Origin of the sequence: Pantoea conspicua, from assembly GCF_002095315.1 — a bacterium.
Classification (GTDB): Bacteria; Pseudomonadota; Gammaproteobacteria; order Enterobacterales; family Enterobacteriaceae; genus Pantoea; species Pantoea conspicua.
Map to the genome: position 1 here is coordinate 37956 of NZ_MLFN01000024.1, position 16227 is coordinate 54182.

Genomic DNA, 16227 nt, shown 5'->3' on the forward strand with positions numbered 1-16227 from the left:
TCTGTCAGAGTTAGCCAACTGAAAAGAGTAAAAAGAATTTCAGTTTTTTCAGTGGAAAGGATCTATAGAGGATCTAATGAAAAACACAACTACCAGAGAAGTAATGGGGTTTTGTATTTTATGTGAGTCCGGAAGATCAAATTATGCGAGGGAAAACAATAAAGAAAAACCCGCAGAGTCTTAGCTGGTGCGGGTTTCAGCAGAGATTAACTGTTTTAAAAATCTGAAAACTGTTTCGCAGGGATATCCCCTTTCGCTATGCTGTAGGACGTTCGTTCCAGGAGTCATGCGCCAGCAAATTGCCGTCTTTATACAGGTGTGTAATCTTCTCGTAGTTCAGGGCGACTTCTTCCATATGACCTGTGCCCGGACAGCCTCGCGTGTCGTGCATCACCGGACTAACAGAAATTACTTTGACGTTTTCCAGTGTAATCCGGTAATACTCCACTTCCTGGCCTGAGTGGTTGATATGGTAGAAGCGGAACTCTGCACTTTTCAGCGTTTGGCCCGTTGCGGCTGCTTTGAACAGGTAAGGTGATGCGCTATCAAGCTCTTTAGTAAATTGAAATGGTGCGTGCTGACGTGTTCCGGTTACTTTCCCTGTCATTGGATCAGTAGGGATAGTCAGGCTGTGGTGAAGTGTCCTTAACTCCATTGAGCCTTCGCGGTCTTGCACATCAGAGGAACCACGAATAGTAGCTCCGCCGTCGTCGGTCAAAAATAAATGTACTGGTACAGCCATTTCGTTAGCTCCTTGCGTTAATCGTATAACCATTTACCGGCTCTGGCCGATTTAATAAACATGTCAATTGTGAAATCAGGAACATCGACAGGATCAGGTTTCCTGAATGGATTCCATGAATGTTTTATTTTGGGGTAGTAGGCTTCAAGATGGAAATCAGACATATCAACGGCAAATTCTTTTGAATAATCTTCAACTAATTCTTCAATATCATCCCGATCAAGCTGAACATCAAAATGAATATTTGCTTCTGGCGTGTACGTGTCATATTTCTTTTTCCTGAACATGTAGGCACCAGCACGTACAGAAAACATGCGTAGTACTCGTTGCTCAATGTCGTCATCACCGATCACCATAACTTATCATTGCCTCTTGCTATGGTGTTATATTCGCGGATTGAATTGTAGGTTATCTGTGAAACATCAACCAAAAGAACAACCTCGCCAACTAACGGAATAGTACGGCCTACCCATGTACCGACCTTCCTCACCATCCTGCGTTTTACAGTCCACGGAGTGTAGCCGCCGATCCATGTAGGCATTTTCAATCCGAACGGGAACATTCTATTTCCGAATACTTTCCTCACACCTTTTGAAAGTCTGGATGTTCCTTTCAGTGCCGTTTCTGGTTTAGTCCGGGTAACCTGGTCATTTATACCTGCATACAGTGCATAGATTGCTGAAATATCTTTAATGCCGAACTGATCAGCCGTGTTGAAAACAAACACCATGAAAAAGAGTTCAGAGGCGGTAAGATTCGATTTTCCCGCATAGAACTATGTTCCGTTTAGTTCCTCTACTGTATCCATCAGTAACCCTTCAGACTGTAATGATTTGTTAATCATACTCCTGAGCAATCAGACGCGGGGGAAATTTTTTCCGGGAAATTTCTGTAACCATGAGGTTTTGCAGACGTCAGCTAGCTGGATCGTGGCTTGAGCACTTCAATAAATTATGTGAGGGGACAAAAAGGGGACACTAGCAATATAAATAGCAAAAAGACCGCTCTTTCGAGTGGTCTGACTATATGTTTTTACTGCTAAAATTTGGTGGCCCCTGCTGGGTTTGAACCAGCGACCAAGCGATTATGAGTCATATGAATAGCTTGTTTCATTATTTTCCAATCTTAACCACTCTTATCTGTTAGTTTCTATAAAACAGTGAGTTATGGTTATTTTTTCGTTTCATGTTGTTCCGGGTATTTGCTTTCAGTATCATCCTTACGTCACCTGCTACATCACCCAGAAAACGGCAATAAAATTCTCGTAAGGACTTTCTCTTGGCAGATAATTTAACGGACTCAATGGTACGCGGTCTTAAAGCTCGCGACTCGGCTTATCAGGTATGGGACAAAAGTGGTGAGCGCGGAGCAGGGCGTCTGGGCGTTAAAGTTGAGCCATCCGGGCAGCGGGTTTTCTACTATCGCTATTACTGGGATGCTAAACGCCACTTCATTCAGTTGGGTCGTTACCCTGAAATGTCGTTAGCTCAGGCTCGTCAGCTTACGAAAGGTTATGCCGGTACGCTGAAGGAAGGGAAGAACCCTAAGGTCGAAAAGGCTGAACAGGAAATCGCGCTGGAAAAGCAAAAGCGCGCTGAACAGTTAAAGGGCAGCATCGAGCAGCTTATTCAGGGTTACACCAACAAAATGCGTGAAGATGGAAAGCGGACATGGAAGCAGGTGCTCTACCGTCTGGAGAAAGAAACGTATTCCTTTATCGCCAAAGATATCAAAGCTAACGAAGTCACACCGTTACATATCAAACAGATTCTGTCCGCTATCATTCAGCGCGGTGCGAGCGTTGAAGCAAACCGTGTGCGTTCTTATCTGATGGCAGCTTTCAACTACGGGCTTAAAGCGGATAACGATCCGGCCAACCATCAGCAGAACGTGATGTTTGGGCTTGAGATGAACCCGGTGAGCGTCATCCCCAAACAGTCGGCTGCAGAAAAAGCGGGGACGAACTGGCTGAAGTTGAATGAACTGCAACAGCTGATGGGTGACTTTCCCAAAACGCCAGGCGTTGGCAGCACGGTGAGTTTGCTGCTTAATTTATGTGTTTACGCTGGTGGTCAGCGCCCACATGAACTGGCTTCCAGTCGGTGGGATGCCGTGAACTGGGAAGAGAAAACGCTGTTGATCGTTGCTGACGTTTCAAAGAACAAGCGTGACCATCTGGTGCCGTTAACGGATTCAGCGGTCGAAATGCTGGAAAGGCTGAAGGTGGAAAACGTTAACGATAGTCCGTTTATCTTCCCGCAGCGACTGGATGCGGGCAAGCATCTACGAACTGACAGCTTTGCGCAGGCAATTATCTATTATCGCGAGCACTTTCCTGATCATCCGGTGTTTGTTGCGAGGGATTTACGGCGGACCTGCAAAACGCTGATGGGCGAAATCGGTGTCTCGAAAGAGTTGCGTGACCGCATTCAAAACCATGCATTGCAGGATGTCAGCTCGAAGCACTATGACCGTTATGATTATCTCGTAGAGAAAAGAAGGGCATTAGAACAGTGGGAAAACAGGGTTAATCATGTTGAGCAGGCCACCAGCAATGTGGTGAATTTATTCCAGAGAGGATAAGAATTGGCTGGATATAGTCTGAATTATTTGGAGAGCATACGCGAGTCAGGTTCATCGGACAGCGCATTGATAATAGACTGGGCATTATCGATCAAGCGGAATTTGATGTGTTATCAGTTCACGCAGATACTGGTTTACAGTCTTTTTGACGGGCATAAAGCGTTTTTCAAGGCTATTCAGGCCGAAATCACTGACAATTATATGCCGATGATACAGCTTGTTGACGATTTTTTGCCAAATTAGCGAGCTAAACCGATAGCTTTTGCTTTAGCTTGATACTGCTTAAGATTTTGCTCAACTTTCTGCACATCTTCACCCGTTTCAATAGCCGTTGAGCTGGCAACGGAGCGGTAAATTTGTTGTTTGGTTATTTTGGCGCTGGTGGCTCGACTTTGCATTGTGAGGTCCTCATTGTGCTTATCGGGTTTGTAGTGGGTGGGAGATGAGCTTACAAGATGGTTTATCAGAGGGTGTTTCCCGGGAGGTAGCCCACCATTGAGGTGGGCTAATCTGCTTAATCCTGGTACCTGGCTCTTGCTCTCACTTCTTGCATGTTCATTCCGTGATGAAAACGCTGATGTCCACACATCCAGCATGAACAGAGACATGGCGTATGATAAGCCTTACCGATATTGACGTTAGTAGCACCTTCAGGCCAGCTGTAAGCCGCATTATTGTAACGACCGCGTTTAGTTTTGAGCCTTTTCATATGATGGCGACGAAACGCTCGATTTCTTGTATGCATGGGTAATCCCCGAATATACCGTCGGGGCAGCCACACCTTCGTGTGACCGCCGGAACGGGTATTCGGAGTGGAGGATTTTACGCATTGTTATGATCCTTGTTAAAATCCATTCGCCTGAATGCCGGAAAATTCTACTCGTTAGTATTCCAGTTTATGAAGTGATTTTTCAACCTTTCAACAGTGTGTCGCCATTTTGGCGTTGTCGGTTTACAAACGGTATTTTGATTACCGAAGAATCCAAGTTCATTTACTGCATCCTGTTCACTACGGGTTTCAAGCCACTTCACTGAAACAAAATACTCAGATTTATCGGGATCACCTGAGTTATCGTGATAAAGGTTTCCATGTTTAAGCACGTCCATCGCGAGTTTTTCGCCAGCCTCAGTATTGATTGTAAAGCTGCTGGCTGGCTCAACGGCACTTTGCACAATACCGACGCCAACATAACCTGTTTTTGGGATGTTAACCCAGACGCGTTGACCGGGCTGAAGCTGTTTTAAGGTCTGGCTGTACCAGCTTCCGCCACCGGCACTGATAAAGCCATAACGGCGCGCCTCTTCCCAGTTACGACTATTTGAGTCACCGAACGAGACATAGAACTGTCCGTTCCAGGGTTCTTTTGATTGAGCACTCGTACCTGCGGTGGCCTGAGCAGCGTTAGTTTGCGTCTCGCTGGGATCGAGAAGCCAGGCGCGACTTAAAAACTGTTCATCCCCGTGCTGAAAGACTTTGAAGAACAGCACGTTGATAGAGATACCATTTTTGCTCAGGTAGTCGACAATGCGTTCGGTGGACGGATCCAGTTCCGCCGCTACGATAATGATTTGATGCGACTGGTTAATAGACTCTTCTTCTAACTCAGTATTGAAACGTTGCTTAAAGGCGTCACCCAGATTACCGCCGCCAGAGAATTTTTCATAAATTTGTGACAGGCGGTCTGCGGTTAAATCGTCCACCCACGAAGCGTAATCCAGCGCCTGAGCGACTACCTCGCGCGGTGTGCGGTCGCGTTTCAGCTCTATCAGGATTAGCGAGGCATCAGGCGCTATCGCCAGCAGATCAATACGCCCCTTATCGAGCGTATTTTCCTGATGCCCGATAATCATCCACTGGTCTGAAAGAATGGTTGGGTCGTTTAAAATCATTCTTTCCAGCAAACTCTCACTGACCAGCTTGCTGATGGTCAGCGGCTGAGGGTTATCCCCTACTCGCCAGATAGCATGATGAACCGGCATCGTCTATTCCTTAGTTTAATGCTGCGTCAGTGAGTGCATCCGCCAGATGAAGCTGGGTTTGCTGCGCGGATTGCAGGTGGGATTTTAAGTGGTCGCAAACGCTAAAAAAATCTTCAACTAGTGAAATTACTTTTATTTGAATTCTACTAGGGGGAAGTGCGACAGGAGCGAACTTCAAGGCATCTTGAGATATATTCATCTGGCTTTCAGCCATACCTGATTTAGATGATTCTAAATACTCAGCAGTCACGCCACAATTAAGGCATAAAGATATGTAACGTGCTGATATATCAGTGGAGGCTAAATGAAACCTGATTATTTTATCTGATATCATTAATTTCATGCGCGTTTTTTCAACCAGGCAAGAAATCCCCACTCGATTCTTCGGTCCTGCTCTTGTTATCAAAATGTCACCAGGTTTTACTTCATATTGTGGTCGAGGTTGCTTGCTGCTTGGTAAAGTTTTATTCTCCTGTTCTCTATACTCTAATGTTTGTACGGCAGTAGTTTTCAATACACCCCATACTTCTTCATTTGGCGACGGCTCAGGCATACATGCTGGACTCCAACCTGCATCGATGTTTCCTATAATGTCACCAATTCGGCACCACGCCCACCCCTCCGGCAACTCAAAAGGCTTTTCCTCATCACTAACTGGCGGCAAAGGTTTTTGTTTTTTAATTTTACCTTCTTTCACCAGTTGCGATTTTTCCTGCTCAATACGTTTAAGCAGTTCGGATGCGGGCTCATCACTCGGATCCTGCGGCACCAGTTTGCCCATCACCGCCAGTTGCAGAATGGTTTGCTTAAGCGCATCAATACTGGATTCGGTAGTAAACAGCGTGTCGAAATGCTGGCTGATTCGCGCCCAATTTTCGGCTAACTCTTCGGCGTTCTGGCTATTAGTGAGTGTTGCCAGCAGAGTTTCAACCAGTTGCTGATGTGCGTCCAGACTGGTCAGAGATTGCTGTTCCAGTTGGTCACAGATAGAAAGAAGCTCATTGACTGAATTAGTTATTTTAGCTTGCTCAGCTAAAGGAGGAAGCCCTACAATTAAAGGGTTTAACTTAGCTAGCGAAATATTAGCAATATTTGTTGTCTGACTTGATGATTCAATCAACTGAGATTTATTAGTATCACATCTCAAAAGTAGCATCAAAAATTTTGGGTCTATAATGATGGGGCGCAAGACGCTTAAAAAACCTCCAAATGTTACAGTCGTTTTATTCGGAATAGTTGCAAGTGCAACTTTGCCTACCAACTCTCTGCTATTTGCCATTGACATTACAATGTCATTATTAAGGAGGGTTTGGTCATTTCTTTTGATGAACTCTTTTGGAACATAAATGAGATCATTCCAGTCAATATTTTCTTGAATGTTTGCAGTTCGGAGGCAGGCGATTTTGTTATTAGATGCCTCCTTTGATTTTTCATTGCCAGGAAATGTTATACCTCTCACAATATTCGCAAAGTCACCGAGTTGGCAGAATTCCCAACCCACGGGCAACTCAAACGGCTTCTCATCTTCACTTATTTTTGCCAAAGGCTTCTGCTTTTTAATTTTCCCCTGCTTTACCTGCTCCACTTTCTCTGCGGCAATACGCTTTAACAGCTCTGACGCCGGTTCATCATTCGGATCTTGCGGCACCAGTTTGCCGCGCACTGCCAGTTCCAGGATCAGCTCACGCAGTTTTTTAATACCGTACAGATCGATTTTACCGTTGCTGCTTCTCCCGGCTGTCGAGCGGGTTTGCAAGGCGGAAGTCCAGGTATCGAAATGGTCGGTTATCAGTTTTTCAACGGCCATCAGTTTGCCCCCTTGTTACCTGCTAGCGCGGCCCCGAGGATGTCGCGTAGCTGGTTGCGCAGCTCGCTTATTTCGCCCTGCTGCTGCTGGAATTTCGCCAGTAGTTCGTCCGGGTCGTGGCTGATGGTTTCACCCTGGTACGGGTTCTTGATGTCGAGGTTAAAGTTGCGGGCGATGATGTCGTCGATGCTGACTTTCCACGCCTGATTGTTCTCTTCACGGCTTGCAAAACCATCAGCTTCATTCCCCCACCAGTCGATTTCAGCCTGGAACTCTTCAAACTTCATCGGCTTGGTTTTGCTGTAGTTCTTCACGCCGTCCGGGTAAGGGTGCTCGTAGAACCACACCTCTTTGGTTGGCTGACCTTTAGTGAAGAACAGAATATTGGTTTTGATACCGGTGTAGGGGTTAAACACGCCATTCGGAAGGCGCACGATAGTGTGCAGGTTGCACTCTTCTGTCAGCAGCTTTTTGATTTTGGTTTTAACACCTTCACCAAATAGCGTGCCATCCGGAAGAACGACAGCGGCGCGTCCTTGATCTGCCAGCACTTCCACAATCAACTGCAGGAAGAGGTCAGCAGTTTCGCGCGTTTGTGTTTCAGAGGGAAAGTTTTTCTCGATGCCATCTTCTTCGGTGCCGCCAAATGGCGGGTTGGTAACAATCACATCGAACTGCTCATCCCATGAAGAGAGCGGCTTGCTTAACGTATTGTCATGGCGAATCTGTACCGGGACTTCAATGCCATGCAGCAGCATATTAGTGGTACAAAGCAGGTGCGGCAGCTGCTTTTTCTCTACGCCATGAATCTGCTTCTGCAGCGTTTGGTGATCGTCGGTACTGTGAACGTAGTTGGCTTTGATATGATCAACCGTACAAGCCAGAAATCCGCCAGTGCCGCAGGCAGGGTCAATCACGCGCTCGCCCAGTCTGGGATCGATACGGTTAACCATAAAGCGGGTAACGGCGCGTGGTGTATAAAACTCACCAGCGTTACCGGCGCTTTGCAGGTCGCGCAGAATCTGTTCGTAGATGTCGCCAAACAGATGACGTTCGTTGCTGTCGCCGAAATTAATCTCATTCAGTTTGTTGATGACCTGACGCAGCAGCGTGCCGTTTTTCATATAGTTATAGGCGTCGCTGAAAGCTTCCCGTACCACAAATCCACGTGGATTTTTATCGCGAGGCGCAGGCAGGTTTTTCAGGGCAGGGAAGAGATCGTCATTAACGAACTCAAGTAGCGCGTCGCCCGTTATACCTTCTGCATCAGCCGCCCAGTTGCGCCACAGATAACGTGCGGGAACCGGCAGACGATACTCTTCAGCATCCATTATGGCTTCCAGCTCTTCTTCCTGAGTGTCGAATATTTTTAAAAACAACAGCCATGAAAGCTGGCCCAGACGTTGCGCATCGCCGTCCACACCGGCGTCTTTACGCATAATGTCCTGTAAGGATTTGATAACTGAACTGATAGACATGTTTGTTGCAATTTCCGTAATAAAAAAGTCTGCCACCGAGCGGTCGCTACGGTGACAGACATTGAAAGGGAATCAGGCCGAGCGAGGAGGGAGTTCGTAGATTTCGTTTTCCAGTTCACTCACGGCACTCATGTAGCTTTCCTTGTCACCAAAGTTCTTTTTGATGATCTCCAAAGGGCGGCCCATGGTATCAAAAGGTCGAAGCTTCAGTACCTGAATATCTTCGATTTCCTTTACGCCCGCATCGGCGTATTTATCGAGCAGGTTGCTCAAGACGGTCTGAGCCGACTCAGAGTACTTGGTAAAGTAGTTACGCTTACGCACATTATCGGCGCGTTCACGGCGGGTGAGCGGCGGCTGGCCGTACACGACATGGCAGAGCATATCGAAGGGATCCAGCTCTTTGCCGACCTCTTCCGTCAGTACATCCCAGATAATACCTTGCTGTTCCAGCTCTTCGATAATGGCCTGTTTACGTTCAGCACTTTGCCAGCGCTGAACAAAGTCATTTAAAGACGCGTACTCTTTCATCAGCGTACGACGGGTGTAATCCTGAAATGATTCGGTGACCAGCTTACCGTCAGCGTCGTAATACTGAACGCGTTTAGATAACACGTTAACAGCAACGCCTTTAACATAAAACTTCCTGCGTCGTTCCTCGTCTGTTTCGGGCATTTCGCCGTCAGGTTCGGTTTCTGTTGAGGTGCCAGAGGGATAATCCGGCGATGGTTCTTCTGCATGGCCTGTTTGACCCGCTCCATATGATACTTCATCTTCCAGCTGTTCATCAAAATCTGACTCTGGATCGGCGACCTCATCTTTTGTCGTCGTTATGACTTTCACAGGCAAGCCATCAAAGCGTTCATCTGCAAACAGCTCGGTGGCTTTTCGGAAATCCAGAATGGTGAACCATAGTTTGTTGTAGCGTTCATCAATACGCGTGCCGCGTCCGATGATCTGCTTAAATTTGGTCATCGACTGTATGTTTTGTTCAAGCACAACCAGCTTACAGGTTTTGGCATCGACACCCGTTGTCATCAGTTCTGATGTTACGGTGATAACCGGGTAGGGCTTCTTCGGATTGATGAAGTTATCCAGCTGGTTTTTCCCCTCGGTCTCATCACCTGTAATACGCATAATGTATTTGTCATTTTCTTTCATTTGCGCTGCGTTGAGATTTACCAGTGCGCGCCGCATCCGCTCTGCATGAGGGATGTCATTACAGAAGACGATGGTTTTATCCATGGGGTTGGTACGTTTGAGGTAATCCGTAATGGTTTCTGCCACCAGCTGAGTGCGTTCATCAATGACTAAGTTGCGATCAAAATCTTTTTGGTTGTAGATGCGATCTTCTATCAGCTCACCATTTTTATCGACTTCCCCTTTCGCTGGACGCCATCCTTGCAGGTCAACATTGATATCAACGCGTACGACTTTGTAAGGTGCCAGGAAGCCATCCTCAATGCCCTGTTTAAGCGAATAGGTATAGACCGGCTCACCGAAATAGTCCGTATTTGAAACCTCATGGGTCTCTTTCGGCGTCGCTGTTAAACCGACCTGAGTCGCACTACTAAAATATTCCAGAATCTCGCGCCAGGCACTGTCTTCAGCGGCGCTGCCGCGATGGCATTCGTCAATGATGATCAGGTCGAAGAAGTCACGCGCAACCTGCTTATACGCTTTTTCATGCTCTTCGGTTCCTGTCATCGCCTGATACAGCGCCAGATGGATTTCGTAAGCGGGATCGACAGTGCGGCCAGTGATTTTGGTCATTGCCTGCCCAAAAGGTTGGAAATCATTGGTGCGGGTTTGATCAACAAGAATGTTGCGATCGGCAAGGAACAGAATGCGTTTCTTGTGCCTGCCTTTCCATAACCGCCAGATAATCTGGAAGGCAGTGTAGGTTTTGCCGGTGCCGGTTGCCATCACTAATAAGATGCGGTTCTGGCCTGCTGAGATAGCCTCAAGCGTTTTATTGATTGCCTGAAGCTGATAATAGCGCGGCGATTTACCGGAGCCGTCTTCATAGTAGTCCTGCGTAATAACAGGTAGTTGTGCGGCGGTATAACCTTTCCAGAGACAGAACTTCCCCCATAACTCAGCAGGCGTTGGGAACTCTTCAAGTGTAATCTCTCGTTCCAGCTGATAGGAGTTCGTTTTGTCGTGAAATACGAAGCCATCACCATTGGAGGCAAAGACGAAAGGAACCTCTAACAAGGCGGCATAACCAAGTCCCTGTTGCATCCCTTTGCCAATTTCATGCTTGTTTGCTTTCGCTTCGATGACTGCCAGCGGTAAGCCAGGCTTATGGTAGAGCACTATATCTGCTGATTTGACTTTCTGACGGGATGCCAGCTTACCCCGCACAACTACCTTGCCATCACGTAACTTCACCTCCTGGCGAATTTGCGTCATGTCATCCCATCCGGCCTTCTTGACCGCAGGCAGAATAAATTTAGTTACGATGTCGGTTTCAGTCAGTTGAGCTTTGTTCACGCCAGCCATAGCATTTCCGGTCAGATTAAAGTGAAGGAATATGGACCAATTCTTGCACAAATAAAGTGCTTCGTTAATGTCTTTAGGCAACAGAATCAGCACGGTGAGATCTTTAACCTTGCTAAGTCAAATATGCAGCTTGGTGCTTTTTGTTAAACCCTCCTTATTGATTATCCTCTTGTGTTCATCACTGCTCAGGGTATGATTTTGCTATCCGATGCTTACCGGTTGGGTTTCCCAGATAAAAAGGAAGCCTGTCTCCCGGTAAGGTCTGTCTCTGAATTCACCATCTTTAGTAATAAAAATCAGAACTCGTCACGACAGCCAGAGTGACTTTAAGTGGCACGGCTTTTATTTCTGACAGACATTGAAAACAGACAGGTTGGTGAGTTCTTTTAATCTTTTGCTATGATCTACAGGGTTTGATATGGCGGAACACTCTTCTTCAATCAATGACAAATCTCAAGGGTATATCCTTAAATCACTTGAGGATATGCGGCGTAAATTGCTGGATTTGACTTCACGAAATAGGCTATTAAATTTTCCGGTTAACCAAAAGCATTCTTCCTTACGTATCATCAATGAGCTGCCAGATCAGCTATTTCAAACCCTCAGGTCAGAACAGGTCATGCAGTTCGCTCCTGTTCCGGATCCGACCAAAGCACAGTTACAGCAGTTTGGTTATCTGGAAAAAAATGCTTCTTCAGCAGAAGAAAAAGCAACGAAATCATTGCCCGATGCGAAAACCTGGGCTGGAAAATTGGGTATCAATACCAGCTATGAGTTGCTGAGCAGCGCCCAAAACAATATCTCATCTGAAGATTATGAGCTGGTAATCAAAGCAAGAGATGTCATCCTTGAGCATCTGAAAGAAAACGGGGGCTCTTTAGCAGGCATCAGAAGTACTGAGGCTAACTCCGGCCTTCCAGGCCAACATCTGGATTCTCTTCTTACCCGGCTTGGCTACAAAGATATCGGTGAGTTTGAGCGCGATACGAAAGCGGGCAAGCCGTTGCGTAAACCATCCGTTCAGGCATCCCTGACCGATGACCAAATCCAAACACTTTACTATCCAGCCGAGCTGGAAGCTGTGTTGCGTTCTATCCATGGTAAGGCGCAGGTCGCAATTGAAGAGACGGGGGCTGGTATTCTCTATTTGTCCCTTGGCTTTCTGGAATGGTATGAAAGCGAAGATTCAGATAAGGCTAGACTTGCTCCACTCTTTACTGTTCCGGTGACGCTTGAGAAAGGCAAGCTCGATCCACAGGCCGGCCTCTATCGTTACCACTTACGTTATACCGGGGAAGACATTATCCCTAATTTGTCGCTGCATGAAAAATTACAGGGCGATTTTGGTCTTGCCTTGCCCAGCCTTGATGACGAGATGTTGCCTGAAACTTACTTCAAACAAATACAGGCAATCATCGAAAAGAATAAGCCGCGCTGGAAAGTGCGTCGCTACGGAGCATTGAGCTTATTAAACTTCAGCAAGATGCTGATGTATCTGGATCTTGATCCAGAGCGCTGGCCTCAAGGCAGTAAAAACTTACTGAATCATGAAGTGATCAAACGCCTTTTTACGTCTCAGGCGGAAAATAATTCGAATACAGGAAGCTTGTCCAGGGAGTATTCGATCGATACTCTCGATAACATTCATGAAAAATTTCCGCTTATTTATGATGCTGATAGTTCGCAGCATAGCGCTCTGATTGATGCTGTAAACGGTGAAAATTTGGTAATCGAAGGGCCACCAGGGACGGGGAAATCACAAACAATAACGAACCTTATTGCCGCTGCGATGCTGAATGGTAAAAAGGTTCTCTTTGTTGCGGAAAAGCTCGCTGCGCTAGAGGTGGTAAAACACAGACTCGATAAGGCGGGATTAGGTGACTTTTGTCTGGAGCTTCATAGCCATAAATCGCATAAGCGTAAGGTTTTAGAGGATATTCAGAAAAGGCTGCATAATCCGACATTGCAAAAAACGCCTGCGCAAATTGACGCAGAGATTTCACGCTATGAAGATTTGAAGAGTCAGTTAAACAGCTACGCTCAGGAAATTAATGAGATCTGGAAGCATACCGAGCTTACTGTTCACCAGATTTTGACCGGGGCGACACGCTATCGACGCGAACTCGGTATCGATCCAACTCAACTGCATATAGAAAACCTTTCGGGGCAGAAATTGAATCGCGTGGCGCAGTTAAGACTACGTGACCAAATCAAAGAGTTTAAAGATGTAGTTGTGGAATTTCGTCAACAGGTCGGTGAGCAGGCTGAACTATTGGAGCATCCCTGGTATGGCATCAATAACGTCGATATCCAGCTTTTCGACAGTGATAGAATTGTTTCAGTTCTGAATGAATGGAATGTAGCGCTAATCTCATGGCAGCAGGCACTCTCAGATTTTCTAAATCAGTATTCGATTGTTACTGCCAATCATGACGAAATGAGCTGGCAGACTCAGTTAGTTGAGTTGTCCGGTCGACTTCCGGATCTGCCCGCTGAAGCTGATTTTCAGGCTTACGCCAAACTTGATGATAATAAGGTTGAACATTTAAAAAATTGGCTGGTGGATTTCAATGTCGTTCAGGCTGATTATCGTCATATGGCTGACTACCTGATGCCTGAAAAATTGCGTCTCCTTGAGGAAGGGACTTCTGCGCCTGACTTCCCGAATATCGCTAAAACATTTGGTCTGGATAGCGTGACCACGCTTGCTGATGTCGTACGTCTGATTCGTAGTTTAGAGCAAATGTATGTTTCTTTTGAAGCAGATCGTCAGCATCTTTCCGCACTACTTGAATCTTTACCATCTTCTGTTTCCGAAAGATTTCCTGCTACTCCGCAAGGTTTTAGTCAAATAGCGACATTTATTTATGTTGCATTTGAGCTACCTGGCGATTTAGTTAAATACAGACATGAAAGGTTCGATGATGATGGTATCGAGCCGCTGATCGAAGAGTTAAGCCAGCGGTTGGCATCGTTACATACCCTGCGCGGCCAGTTAAAGTCACGCTTTGTACTGAATAAAGTAACTGATGATGAACAGCTGAAGACTATTGAAAGCAGCTTGAAAGACTCTGGCTTGTTTAGCTGGTTAAGCGGCTCATGGCGACAAGCCAAAAATACGCTAGTCGGCTTATCCAGCGAACCTAATACAAAATGGAAGACGCTTTATGATGAACTGCCCAAGCTTCGTCAGTATGCTCAAGAACTAACTGAGTTTGAGGCACGTAATTTTAGCCAAATTTTCGGTGAGCTTTATCAAGGATTAGAAACCGAGCCGAACCAGATGCGGCAGCTTCGAGACTGGTATAGCAAAGTGCGTAGTGTCTGGGGTATCGGCTTCGGCGCTAACGTTGCCATAGGCAGCGCTTTACTCACTTTGGATAGTCAGATTTTCAAAGGTATCCAGCAGTTAAGACATCAGGGTGTGGATACTCAAATCTCGCAGCATCTGACCAAACTGAAAGAGTTTGAAGAAACTATCCCATCAAACGTTTTGTTCCCTGAAAACGTTCAAACACTGGCCGGTAACACAAATATTTTTTCACCACTTATAGCCAACCTTAAGGATGCACTGTTTCCAATACAGCAATGGTTTACAGCTGAGCAACTTACTTTGGAGACAGTAAATGAAAAGATCGTCATCTTGCATCAAATACAAGAAAAGCAGCGTATTTTAGGTGAAGATATGTTGCCTGGCGATATTTTTGCGATAGCAAATGAAATGGCTTTCGGAGCAAGTAAAGATAATACGCGTCTTCTAAATGTGATGAGTGAAACCATTACTTTTACAGAAAAAATGCGTGAAAAAATCCACAACTCTGATTTGTCTGATGCTATCAAAAATTTATCCGGCGGCGATGAGTACCGAAGCCTGCAACAGCATTTTCACGCCCTTGAGCATAAGTGGCAAATTAAAACAGACCGGCAAATGAATTTTGCACAGGAGACTCAGCTTGATATTGTGCAATGGCAACAGCGATGCCAGGATCGTCTCTCCGCATTAATAGAGCGTAATAAAGAAGCAATATCTAAACCTCGATGGTTAAATGGTTGGCTTAATTTTACCCGCGTATCTAAAGCTATTGAAAGTAATGGGCTACAGCGTATCCGTGATGCGATCATGGGCCATACACTTGCAATTGAACAAATCGATACCGGCTTGCAGGTGGCTATTTTCGATCAGCTGGCGCGCGAAGTTGCTTCTGAACGTCCACATCTTCTACGGGTGTCGGGTAATAGCCGGAGCGCCATGCAAAAAACATTTCGTGACTATGACAAGGCGCTTCAGAAATTACAGCGTGAACGTATAGCAGCCGTCATTGCAAGCAATCCGGTTCCCCAGGGCGCATCAGGGGGAAGAAAAGCAGACTACACGGAAATGGCTCTTATCAGAAACGAGACCGGCAAGAAGACGCGGCACGTTCCGATTCGTCAACTTATTAATCGAGCCGGTCGCGCACTGCTCCAGTTGAAGCCCTGTTTTATGATGGGGCCAATGTCTGCGGCTAATTACCTTCAACCGGGTGACATTGAATTTGATCTTGTTGTGATGGATGAAGCTTCACAGGTTAAGCCTGAGGATGCGATGGGAGTTATCGCGCGCGGTAAGCAAATTGTCGTAGTTGGTGACCCTAAACAGCTTCCGCCAACCAGCTTCTTTGATCGTGCAGGCATTGATGATGATGACGAAGACACTGCTGCAGTAAGTCAGACTGACAGTATCCTTGATGCCTCTTTGCCGCTTTTCAAAATGCGCCGTTTAAGATGGCATTATCGTTCTCAGCACGAGAGCCTGATTGCCTACTCTAACCGTCATTTTTATAATAGCGATTTAGTTGTTTTCCCTTCACCTAACGCTCATGCTCCAGAGTATGGCGTTAAATTCAGCTTCGTTAAAAACGGTCGTTTTATTACTCAGCATAATATTGAAGAAGCTCGGGTTATTGCCAAGGCTGTGGCTTTACATGCAATTCATTCACCTGAGGAGTCTTTGGGGATCGTAGCCATGAACTCAAAGCAGCGTGAACAAATTGAACGAGCCATTGACGAAATGTGTCGTGAAGACTCTCAAGCTGATGCAGCTATTGATCGGTTAAGAACGAAAAGCGATGCACTCTTTGTTAAGAACCGGC

General features: G+C 46.2%; 9 protein-coding genes, 1 tRNA gene and 1 pseudogene. 2 read left to right on the forward strand and 9 right to left on the reverse strand.

From position 1 onward, the window contains the following. Positions 1 to 256: 256 nt before the first annotated feature. The 4 genes and pseudogenes from HA41_RS10445 to HA41_RS20990 form a co-directional block, all read right to left on the reverse strand. Positions 257 to 742: an Hcp family type VI secretion system effector gene (locus HA41_RS10445; protein ID WP_094120735.1), complete on the reverse strand. Its 486-nt coding sequence runs from the start codon at positions 740 to 742 to the stop codon at positions 257 to 259. A gap of 17 nt (positions 743 to 759) precedes the next feature. After that, positions 760 to 1098: a DUF1493 family protein gene (locus tag HA41_RS10450; protein WP_094120736.1), complete on the reverse strand. Its 339-nt coding sequence runs from the start codon at positions 1096 to 1098 to the stop codon at positions 760 to 762. Further along, positions 1092 to 1550, reverse strand: a pseudogene (locus HA41_RS10455) (STM2901 family protein). The gene HA41_RS10450 and the pseudogene HA41_RS10455 overlap by 7 nt, the downstream one beginning before the upstream one ends. 238 nt (positions 1551 to 1788) lie before the next feature. After that, positions 1789 to 1873, reverse strand: a tRNA-Met gene (locus HA41_RS20990). Between the two features lie 147 nt (positions 1874 to 2020). On the opposite strand from HA41_RS20990, the gene HA41_RS10460 reads away from it, so the two are divergent. Beyond that, a complete protein-coding gene (locus tag HA41_RS10460) occupies positions 2021 to 3325 on the forward strand; it encodes a tyrosine-type recombinase/integrase (RefSeq protein WP_094120737.1) in 1305 nt (434 codons plus the stop codon). 239 nt (positions 3326 to 3564) lie between these two features. Here the strand turns inward: HA41_RS10460 and HA41_RS21100 are convergent, their stop codons facing one another. The 5 genes from HA41_RS21100 to hsdR form a co-directional block, all read right to left on the reverse strand. Next, a complete protein-coding gene (locus tag HA41_RS21100; protein WP_167373379.1) occupies positions 3565 to 3723 on the reverse strand; it encodes a hypothetical protein in 159 nt (52 codons plus the stop codon). Positions 3724 to 4201: 478 nt separating this feature from the next. Further along, the gene (locus HA41_RS10475; protein ID WP_094120739.1) at positions 4202 to 5305 is read right to left on the reverse strand and encodes a PDDEXK family nuclease; all 1104 of its coding nucleotides are present in this window, start codon (positions 5303 to 5305) and stop codon (positions 4202 to 4204) included. A gap of 10 nt (positions 5306 to 5315) precedes the next feature. Further along, positions 5316 to 7112, reverse strand: a complete 1797-nt coding sequence (locus tag HA41_RS10480; protein ID WP_094120740.1) for a restriction endonuclease subunit S — start codon at positions 7110 to 7112, stop codon at positions 5316 to 5318. Beyond that, positions 7112 to 8590: an N-6 DNA methylase gene (locus tag HA41_RS10485; protein WP_094120741.1), complete on the reverse strand. Its 1479-nt coding sequence runs from the start codon at positions 8588 to 8590 to the stop codon at positions 7112 to 7114. Before HA41_RS10485 ends, HA41_RS10480 begins: the two co-directional genes overlap by 1 nt. A gap of 72 nt (positions 8591 to 8662) precedes the next feature. Continuing rightward, entirely contained in the window at positions 8663 to 11095 is a 2433-nt protein-coding gene (gene hsdR / locus HA41_RS10490; RefSeq protein ID WP_094120742.1) for an EcoAI/FtnUII family type I restriction enzme subunit R, read from the reverse strand. Positions 11096 to 11513: 418 nt separating this feature from the next. Here hsdR and hhe point away from each other — a divergent pair. After that, positions 11514 to 16227, forward strand: a 4714-nt coding sequence (gene hhe / locus HA41_RS10495; protein ID WP_094120743.1) for a DUF4011 domain-containing anti-phage protein Hhe, incomplete at its 3' end; no start/stop codon positions are given.

Bases quoted from the DNA above. Each gene is read 5' to 3' on its own strand.
- HA41_RS10445 (WP_094120735.1), bottom strand. From the start codon at position 742: ATGGCTGTACCAGTACATTTATTTTTGACCGACGACGGCGGAGCTACT.
- HA41_RS10450 (WP_094120736.1), bottom strand. From the start codon at position 1,098: ATGGTGATCGGTGATGACGACATTGAGCAACGAGTACTACGCATGTTT.
- HA41_RS21100 (WP_167373379.1), bottom strand. From the start codon at position 3,723: ATGCAAAGTCGAGCCACCAGCGCCAAAATAACCAAACAACAAATTTAC.
- HA41_RS10475 (WP_094120739.1), bottom strand. From the start codon at position 5,305: ATGCCGGTTCATCATGCTATCTGGCGAGTAGGGGATAACCCTCAGCCG.
- HA41_RS10480 (WP_094120740.1), bottom strand. From the start codon at position 7,112: ATGGCCGTTGAAAAACTGATAACCGACCATTTCGATACCTGGACTTCC.
- HA41_RS10485 (WP_094120741.1), bottom strand. From the start codon at position 8,590: ATGTCTATCAGTTCAGTTATCAAATCCTTACAGGACATTATGCGTAAA.
- hsdR (WP_094120742.1), bottom strand. From the start codon at position 11,095: ATGGCTGGCGTGAACAAAGCTCAACTGACTGAAACCGACATCGTAACT.